Source organism: Allosediminivita pacifica (assembly GCF_003054175.1).
Classification (GTDB): domain Bacteria; phylum Pseudomonadota; class Alphaproteobacteria; order Rhodobacterales; family Rhodobacteraceae; genus Allosediminivita; species Allosediminivita pacifica.
The window spans coordinates 144,362-160,390 of the sequence record NZ_QBKN01000003.1; the positions used below are offsets into that span (position 1 = coordinate 144,362).

17 protein-coding genes are annotated in these 16,029 nt (G+C 62.5%); 9 read left to right on the plus strand and 8 right to left on the minus strand.

Going from position 1 to position 16,029, the window contains the following annotated elements; translation table 11 throughout:
* Positions 1-179 precede the first annotated feature (179 nt).
* From C8N44_RS03485 to idi, 3 genes are read left to right on the plus strand one after another with little or no spacing between them, the layout of a single operon-like run.
* On the plus strand, positions 180-965 hold the full coding sequence (locus C8N44_RS03485) for a cobalamin B12-binding domain-containing protein (protein ID WP_146178799.1): 786 nt from the start codon (positions 180-182) through the stop codon (positions 963-965).
* A 42-nt stretch (positions 966-1,007) separates the two neighbouring features.
* Positions 1,008-2,390 carry a transcriptional regulator PpsR gene (gene ppsR, locus C8N44_RS03490; RefSeq protein ID WP_244640973.1) on the plus strand — a complete coding sequence of 461 codons (1,383 nt, stop codon included), beginning with the start codon at positions 1,008-1,010 and terminating at the stop codon, positions 2,388-2,390.
* A 58-nt stretch (positions 2,391-2,448) separates the two neighbouring features.
* On the plus strand, positions 2,449-2,964 hold the full coding sequence (idi, locus tag C8N44_RS03495; RefSeq protein WP_107974779.1) for an isopentenyl-diphosphate delta-isomerase: 516 nt from the start codon (positions 2,449-2,451) through the stop codon (positions 2,962-2,964).
* On the opposite strand, the gene tspO is transcribed toward idi, so the two are convergent.
* On the minus strand, positions 2,961-3,431 hold the full coding sequence (gene tspO / locus C8N44_RS03500) for a tryptophan-rich sensory protein TspO (protein WP_107974780.1): 471 nt from the start codon (positions 3,429-3,431) through the stop codon (positions 2,961-2,963). The genes idi and tspO overlap by 4 nt on opposite strands.
* Before the next feature lie 127 nt (positions 3,432-3,558).
* Between tspO and C8N44_RS03505 the strand changes: the two genes are divergently transcribed.
* Positions 3,559-4,788, plus strand: a complete 1,230-nt coding sequence (locus tag C8N44_RS03505) for an MFS transporter (RefSeq protein ID WP_107974862.1) — start codon at positions 3,559-3,561, stop codon at positions 4,786-4,788.
* Here C8N44_RS03505 and C8N44_RS03510 read toward each other — a convergent pair.
* Genes C8N44_RS03510 through C8N44_RS03520 form a run of 3 tightly spaced genes read right to left on the minus strand, consistent with a single transcriptional unit; the run spans position 4,785 to position 7,092 of the window.
* Positions 4,785-5,390, minus strand: a complete 606-nt coding sequence (locus C8N44_RS03510; RefSeq protein WP_107974781.1) for a Smr/MutS family protein — start codon at positions 5,388-5,390, stop codon at positions 4,785-4,787. The two genes, C8N44_RS03505 and C8N44_RS03510, sit on opposite strands and share 4 nt — an antisense overlap.
* Positions 5,387-6,433 carry a murein transglycosylase A gene (gene mltA / locus C8N44_RS03515; protein WP_107974782.1) on the minus strand — a complete coding sequence of 349 codons (1,047 nt, stop codon included), beginning with the start codon at positions 6,431-6,433 and terminating at the stop codon, positions 5,387-5,389. Before mltA ends, C8N44_RS03510 begins: the two co-directional genes overlap by 4 nt.
* Positions 6,430-7,092 (minus strand): Tim44/TimA family putative adaptor protein, encoded by a 663-nt coding sequence (locus C8N44_RS03520; protein WP_107974783.1) that lies wholly within the window; start codon positions 7,090-7,092, stop codon positions 6,430-6,432. The genes mltA and C8N44_RS03520 overlap by 4 nt, the downstream gene beginning before the upstream one ends.
* A gap of 105 nt (positions 7,093-7,197) precedes the next feature.
* Between C8N44_RS03520 and C8N44_RS03525 the strand changes: the two genes are divergently transcribed.
* Both C8N44_RS03525 and secB read left to right on the plus strand, forming a co-directional pair.
* Positions 7,198-7,716, plus strand: a complete 519-nt coding sequence (locus C8N44_RS03525) for an FxsA family protein (RefSeq protein WP_107974784.1) — start codon at positions 7,198-7,200, stop codon at positions 7,714-7,716.
* A 72-nt stretch (positions 7,717-7,788) separates the two neighbouring features.
* On the plus strand, positions 7,789-8,307 hold the full coding sequence (gene secB, locus C8N44_RS03530; RefSeq protein ID WP_107974785.1) for a protein-export chaperone SecB: 519 nt from the start codon (positions 7,789-7,791) through the stop codon (positions 8,305-8,307).
* Here secB and dnaQ read toward each other — a convergent pair.
* From dnaQ to C8N44_RS03550, 4 genes are read right to left on the minus strand one after another with little or no spacing between them, the layout of a single operon-like run.
* The gene (gene dnaQ / locus C8N44_RS03535; RefSeq protein WP_107974786.1) at positions 8,292-9,002 is read right to left on the minus strand and encodes a DNA polymerase III subunit epsilon; all 711 of its coding nucleotides are present in this window, start codon (positions 9,000-9,002) and stop codon (positions 8,292-8,294) included. The genes secB and dnaQ overlap by 16 nt on opposite strands.
* The gene (gene coaE / locus C8N44_RS03540) at positions 8,995-9,591 is read right to left on the minus strand and encodes a dephospho-CoA kinase (RefSeq protein ID WP_107974787.1); all 597 of its coding nucleotides are present in this window, start codon (positions 9,589-9,591) and stop codon (positions 8,995-8,997) included. Before coaE ends, dnaQ begins: the two co-directional genes overlap by 8 nt.
* A complete protein-coding gene (locus C8N44_RS03545) occupies positions 9,588-10,424 on the minus strand; it encodes a shikimate dehydrogenase (protein WP_107974788.1) in 837 nt (278 codons plus the stop codon). The genes coaE and C8N44_RS03545 overlap by 4 nt, the downstream gene beginning before the upstream one ends.
* Positions 10,421-11,020 carry a Maf family protein gene (locus tag C8N44_RS03550; protein WP_107974789.1) on the minus strand — a complete coding sequence of 200 codons (600 nt, stop codon included), beginning with the start codon at positions 11,018-11,020 and terminating at the stop codon, positions 10,421-10,423. Before C8N44_RS03550 ends, C8N44_RS03545 begins: the two co-directional genes overlap by 4 nt.
* Before the next feature lie 528 nt (positions 11,021-11,548).
* Here C8N44_RS03550 and rho point away from each other — a divergent pair.
* Genes rho through mnmG form a run of 3 tightly spaced genes read left to right on the plus strand, consistent with a single transcriptional unit; the run spans position 11,549 to position 16,028 of the window.
* Positions 11,549-12,856, plus strand: coding sequence for a transcription termination factor Rho (rho, locus tag C8N44_RS03555; protein ID WP_107974790.1), 1,308 nt, complete (start codon positions 11,549-11,551; stop codon positions 12,854-12,856).
* Between the two features lie 4 nt (positions 12,857-12,860).
* The gene (mnmE, locus tag C8N44_RS03560; RefSeq protein WP_107974791.1) at positions 12,861-14,147 is read left to right on the plus strand and encodes a tRNA uridine-5-carboxymethylaminomethyl(34) synthesis GTPase MnmE; all 1,287 of its coding nucleotides are present in this window, start codon (positions 12,861-12,863) and stop codon (positions 14,145-14,147) included.
* A gap of 3 nt (positions 14,148-14,150) precedes the next feature.
* Positions 14,151-16,028 (plus strand): tRNA uridine-5-carboxymethylaminomethyl(34) synthesis enzyme MnmG, encoded by a 1,878-nt coding sequence (gene mnmG, locus C8N44_RS03565; RefSeq protein ID WP_107974792.1) that lies wholly within the window; start codon positions 14,151-14,153, stop codon positions 16,026-16,028.
* The last annotated feature ends 1 nt before the right edge of the window (position 16,029 follow it).

Below are 16,029 nucleotides of genomic sequence, written 5' to 3' on the forward strand. Positions count from 1 at the left end.
ATCCCGCCATGTACGCTCCCCCCGGACGGAAGCAGGCGCAGGGCAGGTTAGGGCGCCCAATCCCCCGCTTTTCCCTATTCACTTTGACAAAGTGCGGCCTATTTCTAACTATTAGGTCGGCCCGCGCGTCCACCGCCAACACGATAGACGCTTGCCAAGCGGGCCAGTTAGGAAAACCGATGCCGACAGATCGTTCATTCGAACGCGGCGCCGAAGCTCAAGATCGGCCCGAAGTCGCCGCTTTGGCAAGAAACGTCATCTCGGTTCTGAACCTACGCCCCGATACCAAGGACCGCCGGATGCCGGCGGCGATGCGAGAAAGACTGATGCGGCAGGCGCTTGAGCCAACAGGCTTCGATATCGAGGCCGTGTTGGGCGAGCTTCTGCAAGCCCGCATGGCGCCGGAAGACATCACGGATCTCTGTATTCCAGAGGTGGCGCGAGAGATCGGCGTCCTCTGGGTCGAGGACCGGCTGAGCTTCGCGCAGGTCAGCATCGCGTCTGCGCGGCTACAGGGGCTCGTGACCCGCCTGTCACGACAGTGGCCAGATGATGAAAGTGATTCTACCGACGTCAGTGCGCTCCTGGTGCTTCAGAAGGGCGACTCCCACACGCTGGGTACCCATGTCGCGGCAGCGCAACTTCGCCGCCTAGGAGTTTCGGTGCGGATGCTCTTCGGCGCCGACGAGGATATGCTGCTTCGCACGCTGAGCGAAGAGCGACATGACCTCGTTCTCTTCTCCTGTTCGCGGGTTGAAAACCTTGAAACGATCTCCGGGCAGGCTAAACGGATCAAACTTGGGTTCCCCAATTCCCCGCCGCTGGTGCTGGGGGGCATCGTGCTCGGACTGACGGATCGCGTGAAGGAAAGAAGCGGTGTGGATCTGGTCACGAACGAAGTCGGCGCGGCACTGAAAATGTACGAGCAGGACAAGCGGGCAAAACGCCCGGCAGTGGTGCGATAAGGGATGAACAGCGAAGGTACGAGTTCATGGGATGAGGGTTCCGTGCCCTTCATAAGGGCGGAAGACCTGTCCGGGCTCATCGCTGCGGCATCCGACATCGCACTCAGTGTCTCGCGCGACGGAACGATCCTTTCCGTGATCACCGACGCCGACGATACCGGTTTCGGCGATCTGTCCCGCTGGCAGGGCCGCCCGGTCGAGGACGTGCTGACGGTCGAATCTATCCCGAAGTTCCAAGCAGTGCTTGAACGGTTCCTTTCCGGAGATCCGCCCGACCGACCGGTCGAGCTCAACCACACCGATGGGCGATCCCCCGAATTTCCGGTCCGGTACAGGGTTCACGCTCCGGGTAGCGACGAGATGTTCTTCATGCTCGGGCGCGACCTACGGTCGGTCGCAGAAGCGCAACAGCAGCTCGTGCAGGCCCAGATGTCTCTCGAGCAAGGCTACGAGGCCAGGCGCGAGTTCGACGTGCGCTACAGGCTGCTGATGCGCATGACACTCGATCCCATTCTCTTTGTCTCGGTCGGACGGGGTCGGATCAAGGATCTGAACGACCCTGCGGCAGCGCTTCTCGGAACCGACCGCGAGTCCCTGATCGGGGCACCCTTCGCGGAGCAGTTCCGGGACAGACGCCAAGAGGAATTCATCGAGGGTCTGGTGAACGCCGCCCTTTCCGAAACCTCTTCCGGCGTCGAGGTCAGTGCACGGCGCAGTCGCAAGAAGATCGACATTGTCCCAAGGATCTTGAGGGCGGCTGGCGAAAGGATCCCGATCTGCCGGATTCGCGCCACAGATGACCCCGAACGACAGCTCGACGAACTCGGTCCGTCGCTGAGGGGGCTTTACGACAAGGGGGCCGATGCCGTCGTCTTCACCGCGCCGACGGGCGTGATCACAAGCTGCAACAACGCGTTCCTAGACCTGACGGATTCCGTGACTCTCGCGGACGTAAAGGGTCGCAGTCTCTCAGACTACCTCTCGCGCGGACAAGTCGATCTCTCCGTTCTGATCGACAATGCCTGCAAGGCGGGACCCATGCGGATCTACGCGACCCGTATCTCGAGCGATCTCGGGGTCAGCACCGCAGTCGAGATATCGACGACCCGCCTTGACGACCGCGCCGACGGCGGACTCGCTTTTGTGCTTCGCGATGCAAGCCGCTTGGAAACCATGAGAAGCCCTTCCCCGCAGGGGACCGACGACGCGAACCGGAGCGTGATGGAACTTGTGGGATCCGCGTCGCTGAAGGAAATCGTCTCTGAAACCACGGATGTCATCGAGAAGATGTGCATCGAGACCGCAGTCACCTTGACCCGCAACAATCGTGTCGCCGCGGCCGAGATGCTTGGCCTTTCCCGCCAGTCCCTCTATGTGAAGCTTAGAAAGTACGGGCTGCTGAACAAGGATTTCGACGCGGAATAGCCGTCGGGGTCCGACCGACCGGCTCGGTTGAAAGGCATTCCGGGGAGTAGCGACCGCTATGACCATCCACATCCCTGCCTGGGTCGAAGAGACGCTCGTTCCGGTCGAAAAGCTCGAAGTGCACCGGCTCGGTCTTCGCCACATGGCAGTGTCGGTCTTCGTGCTGCGCGGCGAGGAGGTCCTCCTGCAGCGCAGGGCGATGGGCAAGTACCATACGCCCGGGCTCTGGGCGAACACCTGCTGCACCCATCCCGACTGGAACGAGGCGCCCCGGGATTGCGCCACCAGGCGCCTGCGCGAGGAACTCGGGGTGACCGGGCTCACCCCCAACTTTCGCAAGACGGTTGAATACCGCGCCGAAGTCGGAAACGACATGATCGAGCACGAAGTTGTCGACATCTTTGTGGCCGACGCGACCGCCGACCTCGAAATAGCACCCGATCCCTCCGAGGTAATGGAAACGCGCTGGGTCTTGCGTGGCGCGCTCGAGGCATGGATCCGAAGAGCGCCCTCGGACTTCACACCTTGGATGCGCATCTACCTCGAGCGATATACCGGCGTAATTTTCGGTTAGGCCTCGCTTGACCCACGGCTCGGGTTGAGCCGTCGAATTTCCGTATTTAGTGCTGTGGCGACGCTAATCCACAATATGTACGGTAAAAACAATAGCCCCGCTGCCGGCGCGACCTGCCACATGGCAATGATCGAGGCAATCAGCGTCAGCCAGAGCGCCAAGATGATCATCAGGCCTGCCGTGATCCGCTTCAATCCGAAGAACACCGGAGTCCAGAGCCCGTTCAGCGCGATCTGAAGGGCCCAGAGCGCCATGGCAATCCCGTTTCCGTCGTGCTGCGCGACGATCGCACCTGCCGCCGAAATGCAAAGGTAGATCGTGCCCCAGGCCACCGGGAACGCGCGGTTGGGCGGCGTCCAGCGCGGCTTGTTCAGACCCTCGTACCAAGTACCGGGTGAGAAAAGCGCGCCGGTCGAACCCGCAGCCAAACAGGCCGCGAGGAATATCACGAAGAGCAGCAGAAACATGGTCGGTCATCCTTTGATCGTCGGACCTACGCCTAGGGCGGGATCATCGCGCGTCTTCCCCTCCCTCCGGAAGGAGCCAGACCACAATGCGCTTGAACCTGACAGAATGGCAGGTGATAGCGATAGCATGCGATCTCTTCGCTTCTTCGTGGAAAACGCGCCCTTTCTCGGCGCGGGTGTTCTCCTCACCTTTCTGTCCAGCTTTGGCCAGACCTTCTTCATTTCCGTCTTCGCCGGCGAAATCCGGAGCACCTTCGACCTAAGCCACGGGGCCTGGGGCACCCTATACGCGGCCAGCACCACGCTGGCGGCGCTTGCGATGATCTGGTCGGGGCCTCTGACGGACCGGTTCCGCACGCGGGCCCTTGGCGCAATCGTGCTTGTCGCCCTTGCCGGGTCCTGCCTTACCATGGCCCTGAACCCCGCCGTCATCCTTTTGCCGGTCATCATCTTCCTGCTGCGGTTCTGCGGGCAGGGCATGACCGGCCACATCGCCATGGTGTCGATGTCGCGCTGGTTCGTGGCCAGCCGGGGCAGGGCGCTTGCCACGGCGCGCCTTGGCGTCGCAGCCGGCGAAGCGATCCTGCCGCTGACCGTCGTGGCCACGATGGCCGCCACGGGATGGCACGTCCCATGGGTGCTGGCGGCAATCGTCTGCCTTGTCGCAATCCCCGGCCTGTGGCGCCTGCTGCGACTGGAACGCGAGCCGAAGTCGCATGCCGCCGAGGACAGCTCACTCGGCATGGACGGACGTCACTGGCGGCGGCCCGAAGTCCTGCGGCACTGGCTTTTCTGGGTCATGGCGCCCGCAATCATGGGCCCCAGCGCCTTCATGACGGCCTTCTTCTTCCAGCAGGTGGAATATGCCGCCCAGAAGGGTTGGGGTCACCTGGAGCTTGTGGCGCTTTTCCCGATCTACACGGGCCTTTCGATGGTCTCGATGATCCTGACGGGCCTGGCGATCGACCGGTTCGGGGCAGGGCGGCTGATGCCGCTGGCCCTGGCCCCGATGGCGGTGGCCTTCGCGCTTTACGGCAGCACCGAGAGCCTCGCGCTCACCATGCTCGGCCTGACGTTCATGGCCATCGGAGCAGGGGCCTACGGCACGCTGCCGCCGGCATTCTGGGCGGAATACTACGGAACCGGGCACCTTGGCGCGATCAAGTCGCTGGCCATTGCGCTGATGGTCTTCGGGTCGGCGCTGGGTCCGGGTCTGACGGGGATCCTGATCGACGCGGGCGTCGGCATCGAGACCCAGTTTCTCTGGGTGGCGGTCTACTTTACGGCAACTTCCCTGCTTATCGCGGTCGGCATTTCCTGGGCCCGCAAGCGGCTCCCGCCGGGCACGATCGGCTAGCGCGCGCGGCGCAGGTAGACGTAAAGCGCCCCATCGCCCCCGTGGCGGATATGAGCCGGAGCCGTCTGCAGCACCGCCTGGGCAAGCGGCTGCTGCTGCAACCACATGGGCACCTGTCGCTTGAGCACCCCGCGCGGCCGTGGCAGCGGATCGTAGGGATCCTCCCGCGCGCCCTTGCCGGTGATCACCAGCACCAGCCGCAGACCACGCCCCTGGGATTGCAGGATGAAGCGATTCAGCGCGCCATGCGCCCGGTCCAGCGTCATACCATGAAGGTCGATCCGTGCCTCCGGCGAAAGCTTGCCGCGCTTCAGCCGCGTGAAGGCCTTGGAATCCATGCGCACCGGCTGGCCCCGCAACCGGTCAGAGCTGGTTTCGGGCGGGATCAGCGTTTCGGTCTTTCGACGCGCCGACTCTCCGACGTCGAAGGGCGAGAGCGGCTCGCGGCTCTCGCCATTCTCTTTCGGCTTCGCCTTGGCGGGCGAGGGCGTGGCACCTTCGGCCTGCTTGCGCTTCTTCTGCGGGTGCAGGGGGTCCGCGCTGCGCGCGACCTGATCCCAGAGCTCGCGCTCCTCGGGGAGAAGACGGCGCTTGCGGGTCATTGCGACTGGACGGGCAGCAGGGCGTAGGCGCGCTGAATGGGCATGAGCACGACCATGCGCCCGCCATCCTTGATCCGCCCGGCTTCGCGGCCGGCGGTATCCCCGGTTCCGAAGAAAATGTCCGCGCGCTGCGCTCCCTTGATCGCCGACCCCGTGTCCTGCGCGACCATCAGGCGGTGCATCGGCACCTCGCCCTCCTTCTCGATCCAGACGGGGGCGCCCAGAGGGACGAAGGCGGGATCGACGGCAATGGTGCGTTCCGGCGTGATCGAGCGGTTCATCGCGCCGAGCGGGCCGCGGTCGGCAGGCACTTCGCTCACCTCGCGGAAGAAGACATAGCTGTCGTTGTGCATGAGCAGGTCCATGCCATCTTCCGGATTGCGGCGCACCCAGTTTGCGATCACCAGCGCCGAAACCTGATGGGGTTCGTAGACCCCGCGGCGCACCAGCTCCTGACCGATCGAGCGGTAGAGGTGCCCGTTCGCACCGCCGTAGCCCACGCGGATCACCCGCCCGTCGGGAAACCGGATCCGGCCGGACCCCTGCACCTGGAGAAAGAACTTCTCCACCGGGTCGTCGACCCAGGCGATCTCGAGGCCGCGATCTTTCATCACGCCGCTCTCGAGGATCTCGCGACGGGTCAGCCAAGGCTGGTTTTCCTGCGCCTCTGTCGGCATCCGGTAGAGCGGGTAGCGGAACGTCTCGGTCTCGACCGGCGAGCCATCGAGCTCGGGCTCGAAGTAGCCCGTGAAAAGCGCCGCCGTCTCCGGCTCCCGGATCAGTACGGGGCGGAAGAACAGCTCGAAGAACTGCCGCGCATCGCGTGTGTCGGCGGCCAGACGGCAAAGCGCGACCCAGTCGGGATCGCGCATGTCTCCACAGGTCTCGCGAAAAACCGAAAGGGCCGCGGCATGATCGTCCGCGGCCCAGTCCTCAAGATCCTCGAAACCGAGGATCGAATAACTCGTCTCATCCTCGGCCAAAGTGCCCGTCCCCCAGATGCCGCAGATGATCGCGAAAGCTGCCAGGAGCGTTCGCGTCATTCGTCCGTTGCGACGAGCAGCCAGTTCGGGTCGTCACTGCCCATCTCGCGTGCGAAGGTCCAGATGTCTTTCTGGCGCTTCACCGCGGTGGCGCTGCCCTCGATCACCTCGCCTTCGGCGTTCTTGACCACCGAGGTCAGCTCGCCGACGAACCGGACCGTAAGCTCAGCCTTGCGGGTGTCGGGATCGAAGGTCGCCTCATTCAGCGACATCTCGCGCACGCCGACGAACTCGGCCTCGATGGTCAGGCCCTGCTGCTCGCGCTGCTCGACGACGGCGGCGAAGCTCTCGTAGACGTCGGTTTCGAGGAAGGGGCGCAGCTCTTCCATCTCGCCGCGTTCGAAGCCCATGAGGATCCACTCGTAGGCGCCACGTGCGCCCGAAAGGAACTCGGATACGCTGAAGGCGGGTTCGACCCGCTTCATCTCGGCCAGGGCCTTGGCGGACTCGGAGTTCTCGGGAACGTGATCGATGATATCGTGATCGGGCCCCCCGTCGATCACCTCGAAGTCGCGCCGGGCAGGGGCCGGCTGGCCCTGGCCCTTCGGCGCGGGCGGCTTCTCGAAGCCTTCGCGCGACCCCAGCACGCTGCGCAGGCGCAGTATGAGGAAGACGGCGATGCCAGCAAGAACCAGCAGTTGAAGGATGGGGGAGTTCATCGGCACCTCGGTCTTGGGGGTGTCATGGCATTCTTTGCGTTGCCTTCCTATGTAGGGGAGGCACCGGGACGAGTCCACAACCCCGGCGGCGAAAGGAGTTTCGACATGCGGCTGTTTCTGGCCTTCCTTCTGGTCCCGCTCATCGAGATCGCCCTGTTCATCCAGGTCGGCGGATTGATCGGGCTGTGGCCGACACTGGCGATCGTTGTGCTGACGGCGGTGCTTGGCACATACATGGTCAAGGCCGAGGGTCGGGCGGCGATCAACAACCTGCGCCGCGCCTTCGAAACGCTGGACGATCCCTCCGAGCCGCTGGCCCACGGGGCGATGATCCTGATCTCGGGCGCACTCCTGCTGACCCCGGGGTTCTTTACCGATGCCGTCGGCTTTGCGCTCCTTGTCCCCGGTGTCCGCAGCGCGGCTTTCCACTGGCTCAAGACCAAGGTGAAGGTTCAGCGCTTCGAGATGGGCACAAACGCCGGCCCGCAACGTCCCACGCACGATACCCGCAGGCCCACGCCGGGCGCCCGCCATGGCGCCGGCGAGGTGATCGAGGGCGATTATACCGAGGTCTCGGACGACAAACGGCCCAATCACCCGGGTTCGGGCTGGACCCAGCACTGACAGGCATTGAGACAGGCGTGAGTGGCTGTTAATCCCTTGGCCAACCTATAAGCCCAGCGGAGAGCGAAATTCATGGCACAGGAAAACGGCGTTGCCGACGAAGCGGCCGCAGCCGCGCAGCAACCCCAGGTCAAGATGAACGTCCTCGCACAGTTCGTGCGGGATCTGTCCTTCGAGAACATCGTCTCGCAAAAAGGCGTCTCGGGGCAGGTCCAGCCCGACGTTCAGGTCCAGGTGAACCTGGATGCCAAGAAGCGGCCGACCGAAAACCAGTACGAAGTGGTGATGAAGCTGAAGGTGGACTCCAAGTCCAAGGAGACCGGGGATCAGCTTTTCCTGCTTGAGATGGACTACGCCGGCGTGTTCCACGTCGAAAACGTTTCCGAGGCGCAGCTGCATCCCTTCCTGCTGATCGAATGCCCGCGGATGCTCTTCCCCTTCGCCCGCCGCATCGTTTCCGACGTGACGCGCGACGGCGGTTTCCCGCCGCTGAACCTCGAGACCATCGATTTCCTCGCGCTCTACCGCAACGAGATCAAGCGCCGCATGGATGCGGGCGAGCTCAAGCGGACGGATCAGGCCGACGCCTGATCCTCGTCCCGAAGCCAGAGGGCATTGTCCCCGAGCTTCTCGACAAAGGCGGCGTGAGCCGCCTTTTCGTTTTCCGACAGGCGGCTCGGCAACGGCTGGGGTCGCGGACGGGGGCGCCAATTCAGGTCTTGTTCGGTCACCGCCTTGCGGGTCCGGTCCGGCGCGGCAAGACCGAAGTCGGGCTGCTTGCCGCCGATCAGCTCCAGATAGACCTCGGCAAGGATTTCACTGTCGAGAAGCGCTCCGTGCAGCGTCCGCGAGGCGTTATCGATCCCGAAGCGGCGGCAAAGCGCATCAAGCGATGCGGGGCTGCCCGGGAACTTGCGGCGAGCGATTTCCAGCGTGTCGATGGCACAATCCGGGGGCAGGCGAGGCCGCTTGCACCAGCCGATCTCGGCGTTGAGGAATTTCACGTCGAAGGCGGCGTTGTGGATGATGAGCTTGGCGCCATCCACGAAGCTCAGGAACTCGTCCACGACCTCTTCGAACAGCGGCTTGTCGCGCAGGAACTCATCACCAAGCCCGTGCACCTTGAAAGCCTCTTCCGGCATGGCACGCTGCGGGTTGATGTACTTGTGAAAGGTCTCGCCGGTCGGCATGTGGTTGAAAAGCTCGACCGCGCCGATTTCGACGATGCGGTCTCCGGTCTCCGGCTCGAAACCCGTGGTTTCGGTGTCGAGGACGATTTCACGCATGATCTGGTAGGCCTTCCCGAATAGACTTCAATATAGTGTGGACTTGTGCCCGCGCACCTTCAAGCGTCTCGGTCTCGATGACCCAAGTGGCGCGGGTGCATTTCTCTTCGTTCGGCATCTGCCGCGCAAGGATGCGTTCGAAATCCTCGTTTGTCATACTGCCCCGCGCGAGGACACGCTTACGCTGGGTTTCACGTGAAACCGATACGCATGCGGTGCCGTCCATCTCGGCCTCCGCACCCGTCTCGAACAGCAACGGAATGTCGTAGACACAGATTTGAGCCGCATGTTCCTGGGCGAAGGTCTCGCGATCATGCCGGACCAGCGGGTGAACGATCGCCTCGATGCGGGGCAGAGCCGTGTCATCCCTTGCGATGATCTGTCGAAGCCTGTCGCGCGAGACAGCCCCTGCCTCGATCGCCGAAGGAAAGACTTCCCCAATCGGCGCGATGGCTGCGCCACCTTGGGAATAAAGACGGTGAACCGCGGCGTCCGCGTCCCAGACCGGACAGCCCTCTTCGGCGAACATGGCCGCGGTGGTCGACTTTCCCATCCCGATGGATCCTGTCAGGCCCAGCCGGTAGGTCATCCCAGAACGGCCTGCCTCAGATCATCGTCCACCTCGGGGCGAAGTCCGAACCACCGCTCGAACCCGGGAACGGCCTGGTGAAGCAGCATCCCGAGCCCGTCGACCACGGTGCAACCCTGATCGCGCGCCTCGCGCAACAACCGTGTTTCCAGCGGTGCATAGACGATGTCGGTGACGACCATGCTCTTGTCGAGCGCATCCAGCGGCACGCGAAGCTCGGGTTTGCCCGTCATACCCAGCGATGTCGTGTTGACCACCGTTGACGCGCCCTCGATCGCGTTGCCGGCCTGAACCCACTCGACGACCTTCAGCCGGTTTCCGAAGTCCTCGCGAAGCGTGTCGGCACGGATGCGCGTACGGTTGCTGATCCGGATCTCGGGCACGCCCGCATCAAGCAGAGAGGCGACAACAGCCCGAGCCGCACCGCCCGCGCCCAGCACGACGGCCGGCCCCGATGTCGGGTCCCAGCCCTCGGCGGACTGGCGCAGGTTCTCGATGAACCCGTAGCCGTCGGTGTTGTCGGCATGGATCTTACCGTCTTTCCGGAAGATCAGCGTATTAGCCGCACCGATGAGCGCCGCGCGGTCCGAAGTCAGATCCGCGATGTCCATCACCGTCTCCTTGTAGGGGACAGTGATGTTCACGCCGACAAAGCCGAGCTCGGGAAGCATCCGCAGCGCATCGGCAAGGCGGTCCGGGGCGATATCCATTGGGACGTAGTGACCCCGGATGCCATAGCGGCAAAGCCAGTGACCGTGCAGGAACGGCGACCGGGAATGCGCGACCGGAGAGCCGATGACACCGGCCAGAGGAATACGGGGTGCATCGCTCATGCGGGCAACCTTCCTGTCAGGGTGAGATGGTTCAGCAGTTCGATCAGCGGTAACCCGAGGATCGTGAAATAGTCACCCTGGATCTGCGAAAACAGCCGGACGCCCTCTGCCTCGAGCTTGTAGCCGCCGAGAGAGCTCGCGATGTCGGGCCAGGCGCGGTCGAGATAGTCATCAAGCGCGGCGTCCGAGATATCGCGCATGGCCAAGCGCGCCACTCCGACGTGCCGCCAGACCGGTTCGGCATCCTCATAGAGCACGGCCGCAGACAACAGATGGTGCGTCTTGCCTCTCAGAGCCCTGATGTGATCCCGCGCATCGTCCCGGGTGGCGGGCTTTGAAAAGATCTCGCCATCGCAGGACAGCACCTGGTCGCAGCCAAGAACTGGCACTTCGGCCCCCTTCGATGCGATGCGCCGGGCCTTCGCTTCGGCAAGGGCATCGGCGACTTCGCGAGGGGGCGCCCCCTCCTCTGTAAGCGACGCTCGGATGGCTTCTTCGTCCAGCGAGGGCGAATCGATCTCGAGTCGAAGTCCCGCGTTGCGGAGAATCTGAGCGCGTATGGCGGAGCCCGAAGCCAGTATGAGGTCCAAAGACATGGGGATAACTCGGTGGCCAAACAGTGAAAATTCGCCGGGGCAGTTCTGGGGAAAATCCGACCCGCATGCAAGGCTGGGGAGGATCCCCCACCTTTTGCGTCGCGCCGGATGAGTCGCTCGCATGTGAGTATGAATACCTTGCCGGTCGGCCTCGACCCCGGGTCCGACCGGATTTCCCGCGGAGAGCGCACAGAGGGTGAAACCCGCCTGTGGGCTTTTATCTATTTGCTAACAATCGTTAATTTTCTATCACTCCCGTTGTGCCCCCGGTTCTCCCCCATAACAATCCACAGGACGCGGCTTGTGTAAAAGTCTTGGGGTCGTTCAAGGATCCACAGAGAGAGTGCCTCGTAACTACAAAAACTTCACTTATCTTTCTGTTCTGATTTGAGAGGAGATCCGCCCCGAACGGCGCAATTGACTCCGACCCGTCCAAGCCGCTAAACGACGACAACTCCCGGTCCCGGGAGCGACTTCCCAGACAAAGACATCGATGCAGGCAGGATCTAGCCTGTCATGAGGTATGGAATGAACGACGAAATCGTCGAAACCAGAGAAACTGACGAAACCGTCGAGACACTGAATCTCGCGGATCTGAAGGCGAAGAGCCCGAAGGATCTGCTCTCCATGGCCGAAGAGCTCGAGATCGAGAACGCTTCGACCATGCGCAAGGGCGAGATGATGTTCCAGATCCTTCGCGAACGCGCGGATGAGGGCTGGGAAGTCTCTGGTGACGGTGTTCTCGAGGTGCTCCAGGACGGTTTCGGCTTCCTGCGGTCGCCCGAGGCGAACTATCTGCCGGGTCCGGACGACATCTATGTCTCGCCCGACATGATCCGGAAGTACTCACTGCGGACCGGTGACAGCATAGAAGGCGAAATACGCGCCCCCGATGGCGAAGAACGCTACTTCGGTCTCGTCAGCGTTACCAAGATCAACTTCGAGGTACCCGAGAAGGCGCGCCACAAGATTGCCTTCGACAACCTGACACCGCTCTATCCTGACGAACGTCTGACGATGGAGGTCGAGGATCCGACGATCAAGGACAAGTCCGCCCGGATCATCGACCTGGTCGCCCCGATCGGGAAAGGCCAGCGGGCGCTGATCGTGGCGCCACCGCGGACCGGTAAGACGGTCCTGCTCCAGAACATCGCCAATTCGATCGAGACGAACCATCCCGAGTGCTACCTCATCGTGCTTCTCATCGACGAGCGCCCGGAAGAGGTCACCGATATGCAGCGGTCAGTGAAGGGGGAGGTGATCTCCTCGACCTTTGACGAACCCGCGACACGTCACGTGGCCGTCAGCGAAATGGTCATCGAAAAGGCCAAGCGTCTTGTCGAGCATAAGCGAGATGTTGTTATTCTTCTCGACTCTATCACAAGACTTGGTAGGGCGTTCAACACCGTGGTGCCCTCGTCGGGCAAGGTTCTGACCGGTGGTGTGGACGCGAACGCGCTTCAGCGGCCGAAACGCTTCTTTGGCGCGGCGCGGAACATCGAAGAGGGTGGCTCGCTCACCATCATCTCGACCGCGCTGATCGATACCGGCAGCCGCATGGATGAGGTGATCTTCGAAGAGTTCAAGGGCACCGGCAACTCCGAGATCGTTCTGGACCGCAAGGTCGCGGACAAGCGGGTCTTCCCGGCGATCGACATCCTCAAGTCCGGCACGCGGAAAGAGGATCTTCTGGTCGAGAAGTCCGATCTTCAGAAGACCTTCGTCCTGCGTCGTATCCTCAACCCGATGGGGACGACGGACGCGGTGGAATTCCTGCTCTCGAAGCTCAAGCAGACCAAGACGAACTCCGAGTTCTTCGACTCGATGAACAGTTAGGCCAATGTCGGACACGATCTTTGCCCTGGCCAGCGCCCCCGGCCGGGCGGGGGTGTCTGTCATCCGCGTCTCAGGTCCGCAGGCGTTCGAGGTCGCGCGCCTTATTTGCGGTGACCTCCCACAGGCGAGGTGCGCAACACTACGGCGTCTGAGCGATGCGACGGGTCAGTTCCTGGACGAAGCGCTTGTCCTTGTCTTCGAACCTGGGCGGAGCTTTACCGGGGAAGCTGTGGTCGAGTTCCAGGTGCATGGCAGTGCCGCAGTGATCGGAGCTGTGCTCCGGACCCTTTCCGAGATCGAGGGATGCCGACAGGCCGAACCGGGCGAATTCACCCGCCGCGCTCTCGAAAACGAGCGAATGGACCTGACGCAGGTCGAAGCCCTGGCTGATCTCATCGACGCCGAGACAGAATCTCAGCGACGCCAAGCACTTAGGGTACTTTCAGGCGCGCTCGGCGACCTCGTGGGGCAGTGGCGCAAGGACGTTATCCGGGCGGGGGCCTTGATCGAAGCCACGATCGACTTCGCCGACGAGGAAGTGCCGACAGATGTGACGCCAGAGGTTTCTGCGCTGCTCGACTCCGTTCTCGCTGGCCTGTCGCGTGAGCTTTCGGGCCTTTCGGCAGCGGAGCGTGTCAGGACTGGGTTCGAGGTGGCGATTGTAGGCCCCCCCAATGCCGGGAAGTCGACGTTGCTGAACTACCTTGCAGGGCGCGAGGCGGCCATCACTTCAGATATTGCCGGAACCACGCGCGATGTGATCGAAGTGAGGATGGAAATCGCCGGGCTGGCGGTGACGCTGCTCGATACCGCGGGTCTGCGCGAAACCTCGGACGCGGTGGAAACGCTTGGCGTCGACCTTGCGCGTCGCAGGGCACTGGCTGCGGACCTTCGGATTCACCTTCTTCCGGCTGGCACGAATCCGCTCATCGAGGTCACAGATGGAGACATCCTGGTCGCCGCCAAGGCGGATTCGATGGTTGGTGGATCTGGCGTTTCGGGCCTGACCGGGCGGGGCGTGCCGGAGCTTTTGGAGAATATCGGGGCGAGATTGTGTGACAGGACGGCTGATGCAGGGCTGGCGGCGCGCGAACGGCATAGGGTTGTTCTTGGCGAGGGTAAGGCCCATTTGTTGGCAGCGCGGGACTTGTTGAATCAGGGCGCCGAAATGTATGACTTGGCGGCAGAGGAACTCCGCGCTGGAGCGCGCGTGCTTTCCTCGCTTCTGGGGCACGTGGATGTGGAAGATCTTCTGGACGAAATCTTCTCCAGCTTCTGTGTCGGGAAATGAAGGGTGTTTCACGTGAAACAATTGTCGTTTGATGTGATTGTGGTCGGCGGCGGCCACGCCGGAACCGAGGCTGCTGCCGCGGCCGCCCGTATGGGGGCGCGCACGGCATTGGTCACCCTTCGCAAATCGGACCTCGGCGTCATGTCCTGTAACCCGGCCATTGGCGGTTTAGGAAAAGGGCATCTCGTTCGCGAGATCGACGCGATGGACGGCATCATGGGCCGGGTCGCGGATGCGTCCGGGATCCAATACCGGCTGTTGAACCGCCGTAAAGGCCCGGCGGTTCAGGGACCTCGCGCCCAGGCTGACAGAAAACTCTACCGCGCGGCCATGTCTTCTGAAATCGAGGGGACCGAAGGACTTACGGTGATCGAGGCCGAGGTGACCGACTTTCTGATGGAAGGCGATACGGTTGCAGGAATTCGGCTGAAGGACGGTACCGACATATCAGCGCCGCAAGTCGTCCTGACGACTGGAACCTTCCTGCGCGGTGTTATCCATATCGGTGATGTTTCGCGGCCCGGCGGGCGTATGGGTTCGGATCCGTCGGTGAATCTCGCCGAAAGAATCGATTCCTTTGGATTGCCGCTTGGGCGCCTCAAAACCGGGACACCACCGAGGCTCGACGGTCGGACTATCGACTGGGATCGGCTGGAATCGCAGCCCGGTGACGAGGAACCGGTGCTCTTCTCGTTTCTCTCGCGCGCGCCGGCGGCGCGGCAGGTGGCTTGCGGTATCACGCACACGACCGAAGCCACCCACGCCATTATCAACGAGAACCTTCACCGGTCGGCGATGTACGGCGGTCATATCGACGGGATTGGGCCACGATACTGTCCCTCCATCGAGGACAAGGTCGTGCGATTTGCCGACAAGACTTCGCACCAGATCTTCTTGGAGCCGGAAGGGCTCGACGATACCACGGTATATCCGAACGGCATCTCGACCTCGCTGCCCGAAGACGTGCAGAAGGCTTATGTCGCGACGATCCCCGGTCTTGAGCGAGCCGAGATTGTGCAGCCTGGCTATGCGATCGAATACGATTACGTTGATCCTCGAGCGCTCGATATCTCGCTGTCGGTGCGAGACGTGGACGGGTTGTTTCTCGCGGGCCAGATCAATGGAACGACCGGATATGAAGAAGCAGCGGCGCAAGGGCTCGTTGCAGGTCTCAACGCGACAGCGCGGGCACTAGGGCGGGATCCGGTCACGTTCGGTCGGAGCGATTCCTATATCGGCGTGATGCTGGATGACCTGACGACACGTGGCGTCAGCGAGCCCTATCGCATGTTCACCTCCCGAGCTGAATTTAGGCTTTCGTTGCGGGCCGACAACGCTGACCAGAGGCTGACGCCCAAAGCTCTTGAAGCCGGCTGTGCGAGTGACAGACGCCGAGAAGTCTTTGAAAACAAGATGGAAAAGCTCGAGCAGGGGCACGAGATGCTTAGGGCGCGAAGCTACACACCCAAGGATCTTCGGTCCCTTGGATTGAATGTAAATCAAGATGGGCAACGGCGCTCGGGACTCGAGGCGCTTGCGCTGCCGGAAGTGACCTTCGCGATGTTGGCAGGCCAGGACGCCGAGCTGAGCGTGGTCGATCATGACACTGCGCGCCAGATCGAACGGGAGGCGCTATACGCGAACTATATTGCGCGGCAGGAACGCGATGTTGCAAATCTTCGCAGGGAAGAGGACATCCGCATTCCGAGCGACTTCGATTACAGGGAACTTGGTGGGCTGTCGAACGAATTGCGAAACAAGCTCGACGTGGCGCGCCCTGAGAATCTTGCTCAGGCCGGTCGGCTTGACGGTATGACTCCCGCGGCGCTGACCTTGATCCTTGCGCGGCTTCGCCAACAATCACGCAAGGCCACTGCGTAAG